22 protein-coding genes and 1 other RNA gene are annotated in these 17,522 nt (G+C 59.2%); 15 read left to right on the top strand and 8 right to left on the bottom strand.

Annotated elements, in window-relative coordinates:
* Positions 1-18 precede the first annotated feature (18 nt).
* The 6 genes from hisI (at position 19) to QZ534_RS13705 (ending at position 3,088) form a co-directional block, all read left to right on the top strand.
* Positions 19-435 carry a phosphoribosyl-AMP cyclohydrolase gene (gene hisI, locus QZ534_RS13730; protein ID WP_296935109.1) on the top strand — a complete coding sequence of 139 codons (417 nt, stop codon included), beginning with the start codon at positions 19-21 and terminating at the stop codon, positions 433-435.
* A gap of 12 nt (positions 436-447) precedes the next feature.
* Entirely contained in the window at positions 448-777 is a 330-nt protein-coding gene (locus tag QZ534_RS13725) for a phosphoribosyl-ATP diphosphatase (protein WP_296935108.1), read from the top strand.
* Between the two features lie 88 nt (positions 778-865).
* Entirely contained in the window at positions 866-1,105 is a 240-nt protein-coding gene (gene tatA / locus QZ534_RS13720; protein WP_069181994.1) for a Sec-independent protein translocase subunit TatA, read from the top strand.
* An 11-nt stretch (positions 1,106-1,116) separates the two neighbouring features.
* Positions 1,117-1,590, top strand: a complete 474-nt coding sequence (gene tatB / locus QZ534_RS13715; RefSeq protein ID WP_296935107.1) for a Sec-independent protein translocase protein TatB — start codon at positions 1,117-1,119, stop codon at positions 1,588-1,590.
* A complete protein-coding gene (tatC, locus tag QZ534_RS13710) occupies positions 1,587-2,372 on the top strand; it encodes a twin-arginine translocase subunit TatC (protein ID WP_296935106.1) in 786 nt (261 codons plus the stop codon). The genes tatB and tatC overlap by 4 nt, the downstream gene beginning before the upstream one ends.
* Entirely contained in the window at positions 2,369-3,088 is a 720-nt protein-coding gene (locus QZ534_RS13705; protein WP_296935105.1) for a 16S rRNA (uracil(1498)-N(3))-methyltransferase, read from the top strand. Before tatC ends, QZ534_RS13705 begins: the two co-directional genes overlap by 4 nt.
* Before the next feature lie 12 nt (positions 3,089-3,100).
* Here QZ534_RS13705 and QZ534_RS13700 read toward each other — a convergent pair whose 3' ends face one another.
* The 5 genes from QZ534_RS13700 to QZ534_RS13680 are packed head-to-tail and all read right to left on the bottom strand — an operon-like array spanning position 3,101 to position 8,486.
* Complete coding sequence (locus QZ534_RS13700) at positions 3,101-4,015, bottom strand: DUF808 domain-containing protein (protein ID WP_296935104.1); 915 nt, start codon at positions 4,013-4,015, stop codon at positions 3,101-3,103.
* A 19-nt stretch (positions 4,016-4,034) separates the two neighbouring features.
* Complete coding sequence (locus QZ534_RS13695; protein ID WP_296935103.1) at positions 4,035-5,258, bottom strand: FAD-dependent monooxygenase; 1,224 nt, start codon at positions 5,256-5,258, stop codon at positions 4,035-4,037.
* The gene (ubiH, locus tag QZ534_RS13690; protein WP_296935102.1) at positions 5,251-6,534 is read right to left on the bottom strand and encodes a 2-octaprenyl-6-methoxyphenyl hydroxylase; all 1,284 of its coding nucleotides are present in this window, start codon (positions 6,532-6,534) and stop codon (positions 5,251-5,253) included. Before ubiH ends, QZ534_RS13695 begins: the two co-directional genes overlap by 8 nt.
* 6 nt (positions 6,535-6,540) lie before the next feature.
* Positions 6,541-7,860, bottom strand: a complete 1,320-nt coding sequence (gene pepP, locus QZ534_RS13685; protein ID WP_296935101.1) for a Xaa-Pro aminopeptidase — start codon at positions 7,858-7,860, stop codon at positions 6,541-6,543.
* Between the two features lie 26 nt (positions 7,861-7,886).
* Positions 7,887-8,486, bottom strand: coding sequence for a UPF0149 family protein (locus QZ534_RS13680; protein WP_296935100.1), 600 nt, complete (start codon positions 8,484-8,486; stop codon positions 7,887-7,889).
* A gap of 137 nt (positions 8,487-8,623) precedes the next feature.
* Here QZ534_RS13680 and QZ534_RS13675 point away from each other — a divergent pair, with 137 nt between their 5' ends.
* Positions 8,624-9,184, top strand: coding sequence for a DUF2796 domain-containing protein (locus QZ534_RS13675; protein WP_296935099.1), 561 nt, complete (start codon positions 8,624-8,626; stop codon positions 9,182-9,184).
* Positions 9,185-9,190: 6 nt separating this feature from the next.
* On the opposite strand, the gene QZ534_RS13670 is transcribed toward QZ534_RS13675, so the two are convergent.
* Entirely contained in the window at positions 9,191-9,712 is a 522-nt protein-coding gene (locus QZ534_RS13670; protein WP_296935098.1) for a DUF3299 domain-containing protein, read from the bottom strand.
* A 67-nt stretch (positions 9,713-9,779) separates the two neighbouring features.
* Between QZ534_RS13670 and QZ534_RS13665 the strand changes: the two genes are divergently transcribed.
* The 6 genes from QZ534_RS13665 (at position 9,780) to QZ534_RS13640 (ending at position 13,257) form a co-directional block, all read left to right on the top strand.
* Positions 9,780-10,496, top strand: coding sequence for an ABC transporter ATP-binding protein (locus tag QZ534_RS13665; protein WP_296935097.1), 717 nt, complete (start codon positions 9,780-9,782; stop codon positions 10,494-10,496).
* Positions 10,493-11,767 (top strand): ABC transporter permease, encoded by a 1,275-nt coding sequence (locus QZ534_RS13660; RefSeq protein WP_296935096.1) that lies wholly within the window; start codon positions 10,493-10,495, stop codon positions 11,765-11,767. The genes QZ534_RS13665 and QZ534_RS13660 overlap by 4 nt, the downstream gene beginning before the upstream one ends.
* A 103-nt stretch (positions 11,768-11,870) precedes the next feature.
* Positions 11,871-12,077 (top strand): TIGR02449 family protein, encoded by a 207-nt coding sequence (locus tag QZ534_RS13655; RefSeq protein WP_008170964.1) that lies wholly within the window; start codon positions 11,871-11,873, stop codon positions 12,075-12,077.
* Positions 12,077-12,373: a cell division protein ZapA gene (locus QZ534_RS13650; RefSeq protein WP_014578418.1), complete on the top strand. Its 297-nt coding sequence runs from the start codon at positions 12,077-12,079 to the stop codon at positions 12,371-12,373. Before QZ534_RS13655 ends, QZ534_RS13650 begins: the two co-directional genes overlap by 1 nt.
* Before the next feature lie 62 nt (positions 12,374-12,435).
* A non-coding RNA gene (gene ssrS, locus QZ534_RS13645) (6S RNA) lies at positions 12,436-12,617 on the top strand.
* Between the two features lie 4 nt (positions 12,618-12,621).
* A complete protein-coding gene (locus QZ534_RS13640) occupies positions 12,622-13,257 on the top strand; it encodes a 5-formyltetrahydrofolate cyclo-ligase (protein WP_296935095.1) in 636 nt (211 codons plus the stop codon).
* On the opposite strand, the gene QZ534_RS13635 is transcribed toward QZ534_RS13640, so the two are convergent.
* Positions 13,239-13,400, bottom strand: coding sequence for a hypothetical protein (locus tag QZ534_RS13635; RefSeq protein ID WP_296935093.1), 162 nt, complete (start codon positions 13,398-13,400; stop codon positions 13,239-13,241). The genes QZ534_RS13640 and QZ534_RS13635 overlap by 19 nt on opposite strands.
* Before the next feature lie 269 nt (positions 13,401-13,669).
* Entirely contained in the window at positions 13,670-15,205 is a 1,536-nt protein-coding gene (ilvA, locus tag QZ534_RS13630) for a threonine ammonia-lyase, biosynthetic (RefSeq protein WP_296935091.1), read from the bottom strand.
* A 151-nt stretch (positions 15,206-15,356) separates the two neighbouring features.
* Between ilvA and rpiA the strand changes: the two genes are divergently transcribed.
* Together rpiA and QZ534_RS13620 are read left to right on the top strand one after the other, a co-directional pair.
* Complete coding sequence (gene rpiA, locus QZ534_RS13625) at positions 15,357-16,037, top strand: ribose-5-phosphate isomerase RpiA (protein WP_296935089.1); 681 nt, start codon at positions 15,357-15,359, stop codon at positions 16,035-16,037.
* A gap of 145 nt (positions 16,038-16,182) precedes the next feature.
* Complete coding sequence (locus QZ534_RS13620; protein ID WP_296935086.1) at positions 16,183-17,322, top strand: acyl-CoA dehydrogenase family protein; 1,140 nt, start codon at positions 16,183-16,185, stop codon at positions 17,320-17,322.
* Positions 17,323-17,522 lie beyond the last annotated feature (200 nt).

Genomic DNA, 17,522 nt, shown 5'->3' with positions numbered 1-17,522 from the left:
ATTTCAGGATTCACAAAAATGCAAAATAGCTCGGATAACGTCGAGAACCCTGACTGGCTGGAAACCATTCGCTGGACAGAGGATGGCCTGGTGCCAGCCATCGCCCAGGACGCTGACACCGGCGACATCCTGATGATGGCCTGGATGAACCGCGAGTCGCTCAGGCTGACCGCTGAAGAAGGCCAGGCTGTTTACTGGTCGCGATCCCGGGGCAAGCTCTGGCGCAAGGGGGAAACCTCGGGGCACCAACAGGTTATTCGGGACATTCGACTGGACTGCGACGAGGACGTCATCCTGCTGAAAGTGGAACAAAAAGGCGGCATCGCCTGCCATACTGGCAGACGCAGCTGCTTCTACCGGACCCTGAAAGACGGTCAGTGGCTCAGCGTTGACCCGGTGATCAAGGATCCAGGCTCTATTTACGGCAGCAACTGAGGAGTACGGACAGTGAGCGATGTACTGGAAAACCTGGCGAGGGTTCTGGAAGCCAGGAAAGAAGCAGACCCGGAAACCTCCTACGTAGCCAGCCTCCACGCCAAGGGCCTGAACAAGATCCTGGAAAAGGTGGGGGAAGAGTGCACGGAGACCCTGCTGGCCGCCAAGGACGCAGAACACTCCGGTGAAACCCGGGACGTGGTATACGAAACCGCTGACCTCTGGTTTCACAGCATGGTGATGCTGTCGAGACTGGGTCTCGGCCCGAAAGACATCCTGGATGAGCTGGCCAGTCGGTTCGACCTGTCAGGCCTGGAAGAAAAAGCGTCACGGGACAGGTAAGCGGTAGTACCTCTAAAGGGGTTTCCGCGTAGCCGTTCTGGTAACGTACAATGTCATTGAACAGAAACATTAAAACGAGGACCCCGTAATGGGTATCAGCATCTGGCAATTACTTATCGTACTCGGCATTGTCATTCTGTTGTTCGGAACCAAGAAACTGCGCAACATCGGCAGCGATCTCGGTGGTGCCATTCGCGGCTTCAAGAAGTCCATGAACGATGAGGACTCCAAGGCCGAGAACCAGGAATCCCTGGAAGGCAAGGAAAACGAGCAGCCGCAACAACAGGCCGCGGCCGAAGACAAGCCCCGGGACAAGTCCCACAGCTGAGACCAGGCTGAATGTTCGATATCGGCTTTCTTGAGCTGCTGATCTGCGGCGTCATCGCGCTGTTGGTGCTCGGCCCCGAGCGCCTGCCCACGGCTGCCCGCGCTGCGGGCCGCTGGGTGGGTGGCGCGCGGCGCATGGTCAGCCAGTTCACCTCGGAACTGGACCGGCAACTGAAAGCCGATGAGCTCCGCGAGGAGCTTCGCAAGGCTGGGGATGTTGGCCTGGACGACGTGCAGAAAACGGTGCGTGGCGCCCTGGACGAGGCTAAAAAATACGAGCATATGATCCTGCCCGAGAACGAGACCCAGAAGCCACGGCCAGCACCGGCGACACGACGTGTGTCCGGCCAGACAGAGGCCTCCGGGGCTCCGGCACAGGATCAGTCTGTTGCCAGTGATGCCCCGCAGACGCCAGCTTCCGGCTCTGCCGGAAACGAACAACCAAAAAGCGAACCCCCGCAAAGTCCGCCGGATAATCGTTCATGAATGCAAAACCCGACGGCAACCAGCTGCCTCCGGAACAGCAGGAAATGCCACTGATCGAGCATCTGCTCGAACTGCGTAATCGCCTTCTGAAGATGGTTCTTGCGGTGCTGGTCTGCTTCGCTGCCATCTATCCGTTTGCCAACGAGCTGTACCTGTTTCTATCAGAGCCCATCCGCTCCCTGCTGCCCGTTGGCCAGACCATGATCGCCACCGACGTGACCTCGCCCTTCTTCGCACCACTGAAGCTGGCCCTGGTGCTGGCGGTGTTCGCCGCCATCCCGATCATTCTCTACCAGCTCTGGAGCTTTATTGCGCCGGGCCTGTACGCCCATGAAAAACGGCTGGCTTTTCCGCTGCTGTTTACCTCGGTGATCCTGTTCTATGCGGGCGCGGCGTTTGCCTATTATGTGGTTTTCCCGCTGGTGTTCGGGTTCTTCACCGCCATAGGGCCGGAAGGCATCGTCGAATTACCGGACATCACCAGCTACCTCAATTTCGTGCTCAAGATGTTCTTTGCGTTCGGTGTCGCCTTTGAGATTCCGATCGCCACCGTTCTGTTGATTCTGACCGGTGCCACTACCCCGGCGGATCTGGCGGCCAAACGCCCCTATGTGGTGGTGGGCTGCTTTATCATCGGCATGCTGCTGACCCCGCCTGACATCATCTCCCAGACCCTTCTGGCCGTACCCATGTGGATCCTGTTCGAGATCGGCATCCTGTTCGGGCGGCTGGCAAAACGGGAAGTGGCAGACCCGGACAGCGATGAGCCTACCGGCGGATGAATCTGGCGTTACTGTTTGACGAGGATTTTGTAGCGCCGGACCGGGCCGTCTTGCGTGGCCGACGTCTGACCCACCTGCAGTCCGTTGTAAAAATCGTTGAAGGCGATACGGTGCCGGTGGGCCGGGCGGGCGGCCCAATGGGAACCGGTGAGGTCGTCCGACTGACCGACAGCGAGGCGGAACTCAAGGTCACGCTGAACCAGCCCCCTCCTGCTCCACTGCCGCTCACCCTGGTATTGGCCATGCCCCGGCCGAAAATGTTCCGCCGCATCCTGCAAACCTGCGCCGCGCTGGGGGTGAAAGACCTCTGGCTGATCAACAGTTACAAGGTGGAGAAAAGCTTCTGGCAAACGCCATGGTTGTCAGAGGAGCAACTCCGGGAGAACCTCACTCTCGGGCTGGAACAGGCGAAAGATACCCAGATGCCCCGGGTGCAGATCCGCAAGTTGTTCAAACCCTTTGTGGAAGATGAGCTGCCAGCGCTATTGGCAAACAAGCAGGCCCTGGTGGCGCACCCTGGCACCAACACCCCCTGTCCGGTTCACCTGAACAAGCCGACGGTACTCTGTATTGGCCCAGAGGGGGGGTTTACGGCTTACGAAGTGGGCAAACTGGAAGAAGCCGGTTGCCAGAGTGTGCACCTTGGTCCCCGCATTCTGCGGGTGGAAACGGCGGTACCGGTGCTGATCAGCCGGCTGTTCGACGCCTGCCTTTAATATCGGGATTGCTCAGGCGCTCCGCGCTTGCCACCATCGGGTCAGCGGGGTGATAAGGGCCACCAGTAGCGCGCCAGCCAACACTCCGAACAGACCATTGGCTATCGTTGGCACGAGCAGACCAGCGACACCGCTGAAACCCTCGGCAAAATGATGAATGGCGTCGTATACCGGAGTCAGCCCGTGGGTAAGAATGCCACCGCCCACCAGAAACATTGCCAGAGTGCCCAGAATGGAGAGTGTCTTCATCAGATAGGGGGCCAGCCAGAGAATGCCTGAACCCAATTGCTGAAGCACCGGGTTCTCTTGCTGGCTGAGGTAGAGACCGCCATCGTCCAGTTTCACGATCCCCGCCACCAGACCGTAGACAAAGACCGTGATCATGATGGCAACCACCGCCAGCACCATGAACTGCATGCCGATGGTCTGGGTCGTTACCGTTCCGAGGGTGATGGCGATAATCTCCGCAGACAGGATGAAATCGGTGCGGATTGCACCCTTGATCTTGTCCTTCTCGATTGCCCGCAGATCCACTTCCGGATTCTTCAGGGCCTCATGCAGCTCCCCTTTGCGCTTCTGATCCTCCTCCCGATGCAGAAACTTGTGCACCAGTTTCTCGAAACCCTCGAAACACAGGAAGGCACCGCCGAGCATCAGTAATGGCGTGACCAGCCAGGGCATGAAAAAACTGATCGCAACGGCCGCCGGCACCAGGATGGCCTTGTTGATCATCGACCCCCGGGCGACAGCCCAGACCACGGGTAACTCCCGCGCGGGTTTCACGCCAGTTACCTGCTGGGCGTTGAGGGCCAGGTCGTCACCGAGAACACCCGCAGTTTTCTTGGTGGCGGTTTTGGTCATCAGGGCGACATCGTCCAACACGGTGGCAATGTCATCAATCAGAACCAGGAGACTGCTTCCTGCCATTGAAAAATTCCTTTTCTGTTCAGCCGTTGAGGCCCATGGCCTCGGCAGCAATTCGATTTTTCACCGGGCCCAGCTGATTGAGCCAGCGCAGGCCGGTATTGCGCAGCCAGCGAACCGGTAGCTCATCACGGGCAAACAGCTGCTTGAAGCCCTCCATGGCGGCCATCATGGCCAGATTTTCGCCTTTTCGGCGGCGCTGGTAGCGCGCCAGGACCAGCTCATTGGCTGGATTCAGGCCTGCTTTTTTCGCCCGAGACAGCTCGTCAAGCATCGCCCGTACATCACCATAGCCCAGATTGGCTCCCTGTCCCGCCAACGGATGAATGGTATGGGCCGCATCACCAACGAGGGCAAAGCCGGGAGCTACGTAGTCTTTCGCGTGGCGCTGGCGAAGCGGGAAGGCAAACCGGCTGGAGACGGTTTCCACCGATCCCAGCTCGCGCTCGATGGCCCGTTCGAGTTCAGAGGCAAATTCAGTGTCGTCCAGGGCCATCAGACGCCGGGCTTCCCCGGTATCCTGGGACCAGACAATGGAACAGAAATGCTCATCGCCGGATTCGGGCAGCAAGGGCAGAAACGCCAGCGGCCCGCTGGTTGAAAACCGCTGCCAGGCGGTGAAACGGTGGCTCTGGGTGGTTCGCACCGTGCACACAATGGCCTGCTGGTCGTAGTCCCATTCGCGGGTGGGCAACCCCACCCACTGACGCAGACGGGAATTGGCCCCGTCACAGCCCACCAGCAATTTGGCGGACAGGGATCTGTCATCCTCCAGCTCGAGGGTGTAACCCTCAGACGCCCGTTTGCAGCCAGTAATCCTTACGCCCTCAATCAGCTCAACCTGGCTTTGCTCAAGGGCCTCGAACAGCGCCCGCACGATGCTGCGGTTCTCAACAATGGTCCCCAGGGCCCTCGCCTGTAGCTCGGCGGCCTCGAACTGTATGCGCCCCGTGCCATCCCCATCCCAGACTGTCATGGTCTGATAAGGACAGTGTCGACCGGCGGTCACCTCGGACCAGACTCCGAGTTGCTCCAACAGCTGCTGGCTGGCCACCGAAATGGCACTGACCCGAGGCTCGAAATCGGCAACATTGGTGGCCGGCTGCGGCGCCTGAACAAGTGTTTCGTGATCGGAGCCCTCCACCAGCGCCACCTGCCAGCCCTGACGGGAGAGCCCGAGAGCCAGGGCGGAGCCGATCATGCCACCGCCGGCTACCAGAATATCGAAGGTTTTCTCTTCATTCATGACCTGACACCTCCCGGCTCAGGTTTCCGGGCCGGTCAATTACCGCCCGGCGACCGCCCAGGCCCATGGCCTTGCGTGCAAACCAGCGTTTTGCGCCCGGCAACAGATCAAGACCCACCAATCCGGCATCTCGGGCGGCGGTTACCGGCAGCATCGAGTGCCCGAACAAACGCACCAGCGAATCGGAGAAGCGCACCGTCTGCTGCCAATCCTGGCGATGGAGCGCCTGATAGCGCGTGAGAACCTCGAGATCGCCAATGGATCTGCCCTGCTCTTCCGCCAGCCGGAACTGTTCAACCAGTGTCATCAGCCCTCGCAGCGCCAGGTTGAACCCTTGCCCGGCCACCGGGTGCAGGGCATGGGCGGCATTGCCCACCAGCGCGACCCCGGGGCGCACAGGCTCGTCCACCGTGGTCAGGGTCAGCGGGTAATGGTGGCAGGTACCAATTCGGGTAAACCGCCCCAGACGCCAGCCAAACCGGTCCTGGAGCCAGCGACATTTTTCGGGGTCGGGAAGTTCGAGAACCTCCTGCAATGCTTCATCCGACAACGTCCAGACCAGAGCCGACTGGTGCCCGGCGCGGGCGGGAGAACCATGGGGCAAAAGCGCCATGGGACCGGCATCGGTAAATCGTTCAAAGGCAGTGAATCCGTGGCTGTCACTGGTGGAGACATTGGCGATCAGGGCGTTCTGGCCATAGCTGTGACGATCAGGCCTGAAGCCGAGTTTTTCCCGAAGCCCGGAGCGACCGCCATCCGCGACCACCAGGCAGCGGGCTGTCAGTTCCGGGACATCTTCACCGTTCTCCGACAGCCGGACCCGGACGCCGCCGGGAACAGGCGTCATATCTGTCACTTCTGCCGGTGCCCGCCACTGCACATTGGTTTCCAGAAGCTCGCGCATCAGGCACAGCCCCATCCAGCGATTGTCAGCCACGTACCCGAGCGCCGCCTGACCATGCTCGGCAGCATGCAAACGTGTGGCACCGAAATGCCCGCGATCCGAAACATGAATGTGTTCGATGGGCGTGGCGTGCTCGGCGAGCCGGTTCCAGAGCCCCAGCTCTTCAAAGATCAATCGGGAGCCCCAGGCCAGCGCGGTGGAGCGGGCGTCATAGCTGGGTTGGTAGCTGTCCGGCAGGGCATCGGGTGAGAGCGGAAACGCCTCGACCACCGTCACATGGAGCGACGGCACCATGCGTGCCAGCGCCAGCGCCAGGGTCGCTCCGGCGAGGCCACCACCGGCAATGATCAGATCGGTATCGGGCTTGGTCACAGGGAGTCAGTCCGCCATCAGGGCTTCGATTTCGGCAATGGTTTTCGGCACCCCATCGGTCAGGACCCTACAGCCGTCTTTGGTCACCACCACATCGTCTTCGATGCGGATGCCGATGCCGCGCCACTTCTCATCCACGTCGGTATTATCCGGCGCAATATACAACCCCGGTTCAACCGTCAGGGCCATTCCGGGCTCCAGTTGACGCCAAGCATCACCGACCTTGTAGTCGCCCACATCGTGCACATCCAGCCCCAGCCAGTGGCCGGTGCGGTGCATGAAGAAGGGTTTGTAGGCTTCGTTGGCAATGGCATCTTCCACCGTGCCGGACAGCAGCCCCAGATCGATCAGGCCCTGGGTCAACACTTCCAGCGCCGCCTCGTGGGGCCGGTTCCAGTGATTTTCCGGCGAAACCGCCTCAATAGCCCGGTACTGCGCTGCCAGAACCACCTCATACAGAGCGCGCTGCTCATTGCTGAACTTTCCACTGACCGGGAAGGTGCGAGTGATGTCAGAAGCGTAGCACTGGTATTCACAACCGGCATCGATCAGTACCAGATCGCCGTCCTTCAGTGGCGCACTGTTCTCGATGTAATGCAGAATGCAGCCATTGGCGCCCCCGCCCACGATGGAGGGATAGGCCGTAGACCGTGCGCCATGCTCCATAAACGTGTGGATCAGTTCGGCCTCGAGGTTGTACTCGAAGCCGCCCTTGCGGGCGCGCTTCATGGCCCGGCAATGGGCCTCGGCACTGATCTGGCCCGCCTTGGCCATGATCTTGATCTCATTGGCGCTTTTGTACAGTCGCAGATCGTGAAGCAGGTGCTCCAGGGCGACGAATTCGCCGGGCGGATGGGCGCCACTGCGAACCTTGCTGCGAATCATCTTCACCCAGTCCATGACCCGGGCGTCAAAATGATCGTCCTTGCCCAGGGGGTAGTAAACCCGGCTGCGGCCTTCAATCATACCCGGCAGGATGTCGTCGATGTCGGCAATCGGAAACGCGTCGTCCAGGCCATAGCGTTCGATAGCGCCCTCCGGGCCAACCAGAAAACCGTCCCAGAGTTCCTTCTGCGGGTTACGTTCCTTGCAGAACAGAACCGATTCCCCGTGCTCACGCCCCGGAATCAGGGCCAGTACCGCCTCCGGCTCGCCAAAACCGGACAGGTAATGAAAATCACTGTCCTGGCGAAACGGGTGCAGCACATCCCGGTTACGGACACGCTCTGGAGCGGCCGGGATAATCGCAATACTGTCCGGCGCCATACGCTCCATCAGCTTGCGACGGCGCTCGGCAAACTCCTTTACGGGAATCATGGAGTTCATAGTCTCTCCTGCAATCAGGACCCGGCTCAGTGCAGGGTCGGCGAATCAGACTTCGGCGGTTCGGGGGCATTGAATTCGGTAAACACGGCGAGCGCCCCCAGCCGGATGTACTCGGTAATTTCCAGCAACTGCTGCTCGCTTTCGTCGTCAGCCTCTTCCTCTTCGGAGAGTTGACTGATAGCCACCATATCCTCGATCAGCTCGCGGATTTCGTCCGGCGCCTGGCCAAGCGACTCGCCGGCCGACAGTGCCATGCCCTCAAGAAAGCCACGAACCCAGGAAACCAGGGCCTCAAGACGCTGCTCGATCGCGTAGTCGTCATCCGGCAGTAAAGGATGGAAACTCATGTCGGCCGATTTCAAGAGCTCCAGAGTCTGCTCATAAGCCCGGTTCATGAACGGAGCGAGATCGTCAGACTCCTCGGCCGCATCTTCAGCCAGCCCCATGTGCCCACACACCATTGCCAGCCATTCCGGCTCCTCAATACGGGACCCGGCCGCCAGGCGACCACAGAGGGCGCCATGCAACTCGGAGGGGTGACTGAATGCCTTGTGAGCGGTAAAGACGTTGGCCCAGCGCTCGAATTCTGCGGCCCGGGCAGCACCGGAAGTGTCGGTTTCTGACATGAAACAGGCGGATCCTGTGTTGATGGATTAGGGTTCTATCCTAGCATTCAGGCCGTGCCAAGGCACTGCCTGTTGATTTCTATCCGGGGACCGAACAATATGTTATAACGTAACAATTCAGACCGAGAGACCTTACCATGACTTTATCAAGGGCAACCAACGCTCTCCTGGCCGCGACCATCCTGACCGCCAGTGCCACGTTTGCCAGCGACAACCCCGGCGCTCACCAGCACGGTCATGCCGAACTGCAACTGGCACAGGAGGGAAAGCAGATTGATCTCATATTCACATCGCCGGCCTACAACCTGCTGGGATTCGAATATCGGGCCCGCTCTGACGAGCAGAAGGCGCTCGTTGAGCAGGTGACCAACTGGCTTGGACAAACACCACTGGCGGACACTCGCGAGGGGAGCTGCACCGTCATGAATGCGGTAGTGCATCATCAGGCGGGCAGCGACGATCACGGACACAATGATGGGCATGACCATGATCATCCGAACGAATCCTCCCACTCGGATTTCGAGGTCACCCAGACCTTGAACTGCTCCGGCCTGCAGGCCTCCCAATCGCTTGTAACACCGCTTACAACACGGTTTTCCGGGATAGAACATCTCGGCATTCAGTGGGTTTGGTCAGAAGGCCAGGGATCGACCCAGCTGGGCCACGGGGAGAGCACGTTCGAGCTCCGCACCCGATGACAGCATTTATTCTTCGTAGGGCTCAACCCCGGTTGCAACCATAGAATACGAAGAGGTGCCGATGTCATTCTCGGTGCGGTCGATCACCAGTTTGCCTTCGATCCAGACCGGATCGTACAGGGCCTCAAGCGTGAAACCTTCCTTGTACTTGACGTGAATGATCTGATTCGGGGGCGGTGGCGGCACATGAATACAGGCACCGTAGTAGGGCACCAGGAAGAACTCCAGTATGCGCATATCCTCGGTTGTCTTCAGAGGCACCACGAAACCGGGGATGCGCCCTTCCACATTGCCCATCTCCGGCACAACCCGACCGGTCATGATCTCGTCCGGCAAAAGTGGCGGGCCGTCGCCCTCATGCTCAATCTCTGGCATATTCTCCAGCAGCGCCAGGTCCTCGGCGGGCATAAGCTCAAGCCAGTCGATCTCGCGGGTTTCGGCCTGGCCAAAAGCCGGAAACAAGAGCACCAGGGCAAGCGCGGCGAGAGGGGGCAGCGCAAAGCGCAAACGCGCCGGGGCAGACATCATTGGACCACAGACTCCTGACAGTGAAATACGGAAACCGCCATCATACACCGGGCAGACAGCAACCAACATGACCAGCAAGACAGACTCAACCAGCAACAGTTCCCCGAACGCTGAAACCGCCATCGAAGTCAGCGGGCTGGGCTTTTCCTGGGACCCTGTTCAGGCGCCCCTCAGTTTTCCGGATATGACTCTGAAACGTGGCGACCATCTATTCCTGCACGGCCCCAGCGGCAGCGGAAAAAGCACACTCCTCAGCCTTCTTGCAGGCATGCTTCGCCCGAACACTGGCTCTGTTCGAGTACTCGGGACAGATATACACCGACTTGGCGCCGGTGCCCGGGACCAGTTCCGGGCCGACCACATGGGTGTCATCTTCCAGCAGTTCAATCTGGTGCCCTACCTGAACACCCGCGCCAATGTCACCCTACCCTGCAGGCTCTCTGAATTGCGCAAACAGCGCGCCGAACCGGGCGCCCCAGAGGAAGCTGAGCGATTACTTGCCGCCCTGTCGATCCCCGAAGATCACTGGCAGCGAAAAGTCACCCGCCTCAGCATTGGCCAGCAACAACGGATTGCCGCCGCCCGGGCGCTAATCGGAGCTCCCGGCCTGATTCTCGCGGACGAGCCCACCTCGGCACTGGATACTGACAACCGTGACCGGTTCCTGGAACTGCTTCTGCATCTCGCCCACCGGCACAACACTTCGGTCCTGTTCGTCAGTCACGACCAGTCCCTCGCCCGTCATTTTGGTAATCATCTGGAACTGCGAGGTGACCGCACATGAAAGCGCGCCTCGCTTTGACACTGGCCCTGGCCAGCCTGTGGCACCGGAGAAAGGTACTGGCCCTGGTCTGCCTGACCCTGACCCTGAGTGTTTCCCTGTTGCTGGGCATCCAGTACCTGCGCACGGAGGTCAAACAGTCCTTCACCAGCACCATCAGCGGTACCGACCTGATCGTCGGAGCCCGAAGTGGCCAGCTAAACCTGCTGCTGTACACCGTGTTTCATATTGGCGATGCCACCAATAACATTCGCTGGTCGACCTATCAGAGCCTGAAAGAGGATTCCCGCCTCGACTGGCTGATACCAATTTCCCTGGGTGACAGCTATCGCGGCAATCGTGTCGTCGCGACCGACGAGAACTTTTTGAAGCACTTCCGTTACGGCCGCGATCTGCCACTCGAACTGGCAGAAGGCCAGTGGTTTGAAGGGGTCTTTGACGTTGTGCTGGGCGCGGGCGTTGCCCGTTCGCTGGCGCATCAGGTGGGCGAGGAGATTGTGCTTTCCCACGGCGGCGGTCGCACCAGCTTCTCCAACCACGACGACACGCCGTTTACCGTTACCGGGATCCTGGCGCCCACCGGGACCCCGGTGGACCAGGCGGTGTACATCGGCCTGGATGGCATGGAAGCCATGCACGTGGGCTGGGAATCCGGAGTCGCCATTCCAGGCCGGACACTCACCCGGGAGCAGGCGGCACGCCGCGATTTCACACCCGACGCCATTACCGCCGCCTTTATCGGCATCGAACGGCAGGTGTTGACCTTCCGGATACAACGGGAGATCAACCAGTTTGCCGGCGAGCCGCTCTCGGCCATCCTCCCGGGTGTTGCCCTGAGCGAACTCTGGCGTCTGATGGGCCAATTTGAGAGGGCATTGGTGGGCATCACCGGTTTTGTTGTGATTACCAGCCTGATCGGGCTGATTGCCGTACTTCTGACCCTCCAGGCCCAGAGAGCCCATGAAATTGCGGTGCTGAGGGCAACCGGTGCCTCTCCGGCGTTGATTGCCTCCCTGTACATCCTGGAGTGCGTGGCTCTTGCCCTGACAGCCTGCGTGATGGCCCTGGCCCTTGGCATGGCGGGCCTTGCGCTGGCGAGCCCATGGTTACTGGCCAACTATGGCCTGCAGATTGAACTTCGTCCATTGACGCCCGAGGAATGGACGTTACTGGCCCTGGTTCCGGCTGCCGCCTTTGCAGTGGCGCTGATCCCGGCCTTCAACACATGGCGCCAGAGCCGCCGACTGGGCTTTGGCGAGGGCGCAGATCAGTGATGGGCATCACGCCGGTAGCGCAATGACAAGCCTGTAAATTGACCGACTTAGCGTCCACACTTATAGTTGAGCTTAATATCCTCAAACCACTGCTGGACACGTCATGGAACAGTCCGAAGTACAGGCATTAGCGGACAAGCTGGACAGGCTGATTGAACGCTGTCAGAAACTTGAGCGGGACAACGCTACATTGCGGGAACTGCAGGATGACTGGAACCGGGAACGGGCCCAGCTGGTGCAGAAAAACGATCACGCGAAGCACAAGATCGAAGCCATGATCAGCCGCCTTAGGGCCCTGGAGCATCACTGATGGCACAGCAATCCACCACGGTTGAGGTGAAGATCCTCGATAAGGAATACCTGGTCGCCTGCCCCGAGGAGGAGCAGGAGGCTTTGCTGCGCGCTGCCCGGCACCTGGACAGCAAAATGCGGGAAATCCGTGCCGGCGGGAAGGTTTTCGGCACCGAACGCATTGCCGTCATGGCGGCTCTGAACATTACTCACGAACTGCTGGAGCGCGACACCATGTCGGATGCTACCAGCACTCTGCTGCGGGCGATGGACAACAAACTGGACGGCGCCCTGGGTGATGGATCGGGCCGTTAAATCCGCAGAGAATCTCAGACAGGTGTTGCAATCGGCCCCGACACTGCCCGTATAATGAGCCTAACTTCCTGGGCTGTTCGGGATAGTCGGATACGTCCTCGAGCCGATGCGCACTACCCAGGTGGCTACTTCAGGGCATTGTGAGCACGTCCCCGACAGGGGAAAGCCTAATATGTCACAGCGGCCACCGACCTTGAACTTTGGGTTCAAGGGCCACATCCGATAACGGCAGCCCGGGAAGCTTTATTTTGAGCCAGTTTATCGAGCCTCAACCGTTCCAGACCCATCCGGATACCCTCTCACGCAGCGCACTTCGCAAAACCCTGCGACGACATCGGCGGGAGCTGACTTTTGAGCAGCAACAACAGGCTGCCGAATACCTCGCACTGAATCTTCTGAAAAATCCGGACCTGCACCGCGCACGGCACATTGCCATCTATCTGCCCAACGATGGCGAAATTGATCCCCACGTCTACCTGGACATCGCCCGTCGCAAAGGCATCCGCTTCTATCTGCCGGTACTTCATCCGATCCACCAAGGCAGGCTGGTTTTCAGCCCCTACTACGACGGCGTAGAACTCACCGCCAACCGCTTTGGCATCCCCGAGCCGGCGTTCAGCAAAGGCCTGCGCCGCCCGGCCTGGGCACTGGACGCGGTACTGTTTCCGCTAGTGGGCTTTGATGAAGAGGGTGGAAGACTGGGAATGGGAGGCGGGTTCTATGACCGAACCTTTGCCTTTAGCCGGATACGACCAAGACTGGCGCCGAAACTGATTGGCCTGGCCCATGATTTTCAAAAAGTGGAAAAGCTGCCAACAGAGCCCTGGGACGTGCCCCTGCACAGCGTGGTGACAGACAAGCGACGTTACCGGTTCAGCGGCTGACCCATGACCTGAACGGAGCCAACCAGATTGGCGGCTCGAGCCTCTTTGTCTTCGGAAGCGTGGATGGATGTGAAACCCGTGATCACAAGGCCGATGGCAAAAATGAGCACAATGGCTTTGATGATGTCAGGCTTGCCGCCCATGGCTTCGGTTCCTCAAAATGCAGTTTTGAAAGTGTTGGTAAATCAGGGAGCTATTCTTGCTTTCAAGAATCAGGAGAAAGACTAACACCTATCTTTGTTTTTACAATTTTTGACAGATTAAAATTAGGTAAGCTTTGTGTACGGCGACCGGCCAGGGTCTGGTAGAGCTTTCCAAAACACGCTGTAGATACGTCCCTGTACGCTTGGCTCCGCCATCCATGGCTCCGCACAGTTTTGGAAAGCTCTACCAGACCCTGACCTACCCAGAGTTAACTCGAACGCGCGTTACCCTGCCCAAGAAACAGCTGATAAGCCTCATTGTCCGTCATGTTTTCGTAACGGAAGCCGACCTTATCCAGCATTTTCTCGAAATCCTGAACCTCATCGTCGTCCACCTGGGCACCAAGCAGAACTCGGCTGTAGGCGGCGCCGTGGTTGCGATAGTGGAACATGGAGATATTCCAGCGGGTACCCAGTGACATCAGGAATTTCAGCAACGCCCCCGGACGCTCCGGAAACTCGAACTGGAACACTTTCTCGTTGGTGATGGTCGGCGCGTGACCGCCCACCATGTGGCGAATGTGCTGCTTGGCCAGGTCGCTGTCAGTCAGGTCCACCACCGAGTAGCCGCTCTCCCGAAGGTCTTGCACCAGGTCCTCACGGCCGTGGCCACCCGCTGCAATCTGGATGCCCACGAAAATCGTCGCATTGGTGGCATCCGCATAGCGGTAGTTGAACTCGGTGATGCTGCGCTTGTGCAGGGCGTTGATAAAGGTCTTGAAGGCACCCGGCTTTTCCGGGATGGTCACGGCCAGGATTGCCTCGCGCTTTTCACCCACTTCCGTTCGCTCGGAAATATAACGCAGACGGTCAAAGTTCATGTTGGCACCGCTGAGGGTGGCGATCAGGTTTTCACCCTCAACCTTTTCCCGCTCGATGTATTTCTTGATGCCCGCCACGCCAAGGGCACCGGCCGGCTCGGCGATGGAGCGAGTGTCCTCGAACACATCCTTGATGGCGGCGCAGATTTCATCGGTGGATACGGTGATCACCTCATCGACATAGTCCTTGCAGATTTCCCAGGGGTGCTTGCCAATCTGTTTCACGGCCACGCCGTCGGCAAAGATGCCCACTTCGTCCAGCACCACCCGCTTGCCCGCCTTCATGGCAGCCTGCAGGCAGTTGGAGTCTTCCGGCTCAACGCCGATGACCTTGATCTCCGGGCGCAGGTACTTGATGTAGGCAGCCATACCGGCAATCAGCCCGCCGCCGCCAACACAAATAAAGATCGCGTGGATAGGCTTGCTGAATTGCCACATGATCTCCATGGCCACCGTGCCCTGGCCGGCGATCACATCGGGATCGTCGTACGGTGGAATGTAGGTGTAACCGTGTTTTTCGATCAGTTCCTGGGCATGAGCAGCGGCTTCGTCGAAGGCGTCGCCTTTCAGGACCACTTTGGCGCCATGGTCACGCACAGAGCGCACCTTGATCTCGGGCGTGGTCTGGGGCATCACGATCACCGCCTTGATACCCAGGTTCTTGGCCGCAAGCGCTACGCCCTGAGCATGATTGCCGGCAGAGGCACAGATCACGCCCTTGGCCTTTTGCTCCTCGGAAAGCTGCGCAATCCGGTTATAGGCACCGCGAATCTTGAAGGAAAACACCGGCTGAAGGTCTTCACGCTTGAGCAGAATATTGTTGCCAAAGCGCTTGGACAGACTACGGGCTTCAGTCAGGGGTGTTTCGATGGCCACGTCATAGACGCGCGCATCGAGAATCTTCTTGATGTAGCGTTGCGGCATAGCAGTTCCGGCTTTTGGTTGGTGTATGAGTGATGGCTGGCTGAGAAAAGCCCACAGTGTAGAAAGTTTGCACGGCAGCCGTCTATAAGCAGAGGGTGCTTAAGCGTTATAATCCGCCCAAAGCCAACCTGATTTGCAGCCGGAGCCCCAGATGACCCAGGACGAACTGAAAAAAGCCGTCGCCAAAGCCGCCATTGATTACATCGCCCCCCGCCTCGATAGCGAAAGCGTGATCGGTGTTGGTACCGGCAGCACGGCCAATTTCTTCATCGACATGCTCGCGGAACTGAAAACCGAATTCGATGGTGCCGTTGCCAGCTCGGAAGCAACCGCCGAGCGGCTGAAGAGCCACGGCATTCCAGTATACGACCTCAACAGCGCCGGTGAGATTGAGTTCTACGTGGACGGCGCCGATGAAACCAACGAGCGCCTGGAACTCATCAAGGGTGGCGGTGCTGCACTGACCCGGGAGAAGATCGTGGCAGCGGTCGCCAAGACCTTCATCTGCATTGCCGATGATTCCAAGATGGTCGGCATTCTGGGCAGTTTTCCGCTGCCGGTGGAAGTCATCCCGATGGCCCGCAGCCATGTTGGCCGGGAAATCGTGAAACTGGGCGGCGACCCGGTTTACCGGGAAGGCGTTGTCACCGACAACGGCAACATTATTATCGATGTCCACAACATGGATATCTCCCAACCGATCCGGGTGGAAGAGCAACTGAACAACATCGTTGGCGTGGTCACCAATGGCCTGTTCGCCCGCCGCCGCGCGGACCTGCTGCTGCTTGGCACCAAGGACGGCGTAAAAACCATCTCGAGCGAGGGTGCCTGACCGGTCCCTTCGCTGCTTGATTGTCAAAGCTGGCCTTTCGGGCCAGCTTTTTTATTGCCTGGCACACCAACAACCAAGCGCTTGCTTGGTTTCGATATTTGGGCGACACTGCTCGGCATTGATTCCGATCAGAGGGAGCTCCACCGTGTCCGATTACTTCAACGAAACCCACCAGCAGGTCCGCGCGACCGCCCGCAAATTCATCGAAACCCACGTGCTGCCACACATTGACGACTGGGAAGAGGCGGGTGAATTCCCCAGGGATCTCTACAAAAAAGCCGGGGATGCCGGTCTATTGGGCATTGGTTTTCCCGAAGCGCTGGGTGGTATCGGGGAAGGCGACATTTTCCTTAAAGTGGCTGTCTCCGAAGAATTGATGCGTTCCACCTCCGGCGGCCTGGTGGCCGGTCTTGGCTCACTGGATATCGGACTGCCGCCGGTGGCCAAATGGGCGAAAAAGGAAATCCGTGAACAAATCGTGCCGCCGGTTCTTCGCGGCGAGAAAATCGCCGCCCTCGCGGTGACCGAACCCGGCGGCGGTTCTGACGTCGCCAGCCTGAAAACCCGGGCAGTCCGGGATGGCGACCATTACATCGTCAACGGCAGCAAAACCTTCATTACCAGCGGCATGCGCGCCGACCACTACACCGTCGCCGTGCGCACCGGTGGCGAGGGCCACGGCGGCATCAGCCTGTTGCTCATCGACCGGGACATGCCCGGCTTCTCCACCGGCAAGAAACTGCGAAAAATGGGCTGGTGGGCAAGCGACACCGCCGAGCTGTTTTTCGAGGACTGCCGGGTCCCGGCGGACCGCCTGATCGGCGCCGAAAACGCCGGCTTCATCGCCATCATGAGCAACTTTCTGTTCGAGCGTCTCAGCCTGGCGATCATGGCCTACATGACCGCCCAGCTCGCCTATGAGGCAGCACTGGAATACACCCAGCAACGCAAGGCGTTCGGCCGCAATATTGCCGGTTTCCAGGTGACCCGCCACAAACTGGTGGACATGGCCACACAGATCGACGTGGCGAGGGAATACACATACCGCTGCGCCGCCCTGATGCAGGCCGGGAAGAACCCCATCAAGGAAGTGGCCATGGCCAAAAATTTCTCGGTAGATGTTTGCGAAAAAGTCACCCGGGAAGCGGTGCAGCTGTTCGGTGGCATGGGGTACATGCGGGAAACCGTCGTCGAGCGCCTCTATCGTGACGCCAAGATTCTCTCCATCGGCGGAGGGACCACCGAGATCATGAAGGAACTCATTGCCAAGCAGATCAAGCTTTAATCTGCCTTTACTTCACCGGCCTTTGAGCCCTGCCCCAGCTTGCCAATTTCGGGGGCGGGGCATGTCAGTGGCTTTTCCAAAACACGCTACGAGCACCCGCAAGCGGGTCCAGCCAGCAATCACAGATTGCTGTCGTTCGGCTGTCGCATGAAGCTTCGCTTCATAAACGCTCGGCCTCACCCATGTGCGCTTGTCCTCGG

Source organism: uncultured Marinobacter sp., from assembly GCF_913055835.1.
GTDB lineage: Bacteria > Pseudomonadota > Gammaproteobacteria > Pseudomonadales > Oleiphilaceae > Marinobacter.
The sequence above is the reverse complement of the archived record's forward strand: the minus strand, read 5'-3'. Positions and strand labels throughout refer to the sequence as shown.

Bases quoted from the DNA above. Each gene is read 5' to 3' on its own strand.
- hisI (WP_296935109.1), top strand. From the start codon at position 19: ATGCAAAATAGCTCGGATAACGTCGAGAACCCTGACTGGCTGGAAACC.
- tatA (WP_069181994.1), top strand. From the start codon at position 866: ATGGGTATCAGCATCTGGCAATTACTTATCGTACTCGGCATTGTCATT.
- tatB (WP_296935107.1), top strand. From the start codon at position 1,117: ATGTTCGATATCGGCTTTCTTGAGCTGCTGATCTGCGGCGTCATCGCG.
- tatC (WP_296935106.1), top strand. From the start codon at position 1,587: ATGAATGCAAAACCCGACGGCAACCAGCTGCCTCCGGAACAGCAGGAA.
- QZ534_RS13705 (WP_296935105.1), top strand. From the start codon at position 2,369: ATGAATCTGGCGTTACTGTTTGACGAGGATTTTGTAGCGCCGGACCGG.
- QZ534_RS13700 (WP_296935104.1), bottom strand. From the start codon at position 4,015: ATGGCAGGAAGCAGTCTCCTGGTTCTGATTGATGACATTGCCACCGTG.
- QZ534_RS13695 (WP_296935103.1), bottom strand. From the start codon at position 5,258: ATGAATGAAGAGAAAACCTTCGATATTCTGGTAGCCGGCGGTGGCATG.
- pepP (WP_296935101.1), bottom strand. From the start codon at position 7,860: ATGAACTCCATGATTCCCGTAAAGGAGTTTGCCGAGCGCCGTCGCAAG.
- QZ534_RS13680 (WP_296935100.1), bottom strand. From the start codon at position 8,486: ATGTCAGAAACCGACACTTCCGGTGCTGCCCGGGCCGCAGAATTCGAG.
- QZ534_RS13675 (WP_296935099.1), top strand. From the start codon at position 8,624: ATGACTTTATCAAGGGCAACCAACGCTCTCCTGGCCGCGACCATCCTG.
- QZ534_RS13670 (WP_296935098.1), bottom strand. From the start codon at position 9,712: ATGATGTCTGCCCCGGCGCGTTTGCGCTTTGCGCTGCCCCCTCTCGCC.
- QZ534_RS13665 (WP_296935097.1), top strand. From the start codon at position 9,780: ATGACCAGCAAGACAGACTCAACCAGCAACAGTTCCCCGAACGCTGAA.
- QZ534_RS13660 (WP_296935096.1), top strand. From the start codon at position 10,493: ATGAAAGCGCGCCTCGCTTTGACACTGGCCCTGGCCAGCCTGTGGCAC.
- QZ534_RS13655 (WP_008170964.1), top strand. From the start codon at position 11,871: ATGGAACAGTCCGAAGTACAGGCATTAGCGGACAAGCTGGACAGGCTG.
- QZ534_RS13650 (WP_014578418.1), top strand. From the start codon at position 12,077: ATGGCACAGCAATCCACCACGGTTGAGGTGAAGATCCTCGATAAGGAA.
- QZ534_RS13635 (WP_296935093.1), bottom strand. From the start codon at position 13,400: ATGGGCGGCAAGCCTGACATCATCAAAGCCATTGTGCTCATTTTTGCC.
- ilvA (WP_296935091.1), bottom strand. From the start codon at position 15,205: ATGCCGCAACGCTACATCAAGAAGATTCTCGATGCGCGCGTCTATGAC.
- rpiA (WP_296935089.1), top strand. From the start codon at position 15,357: ATGACCCAGGACGAACTGAAAAAAGCCGTCGCCAAAGCCGCCATTGAT.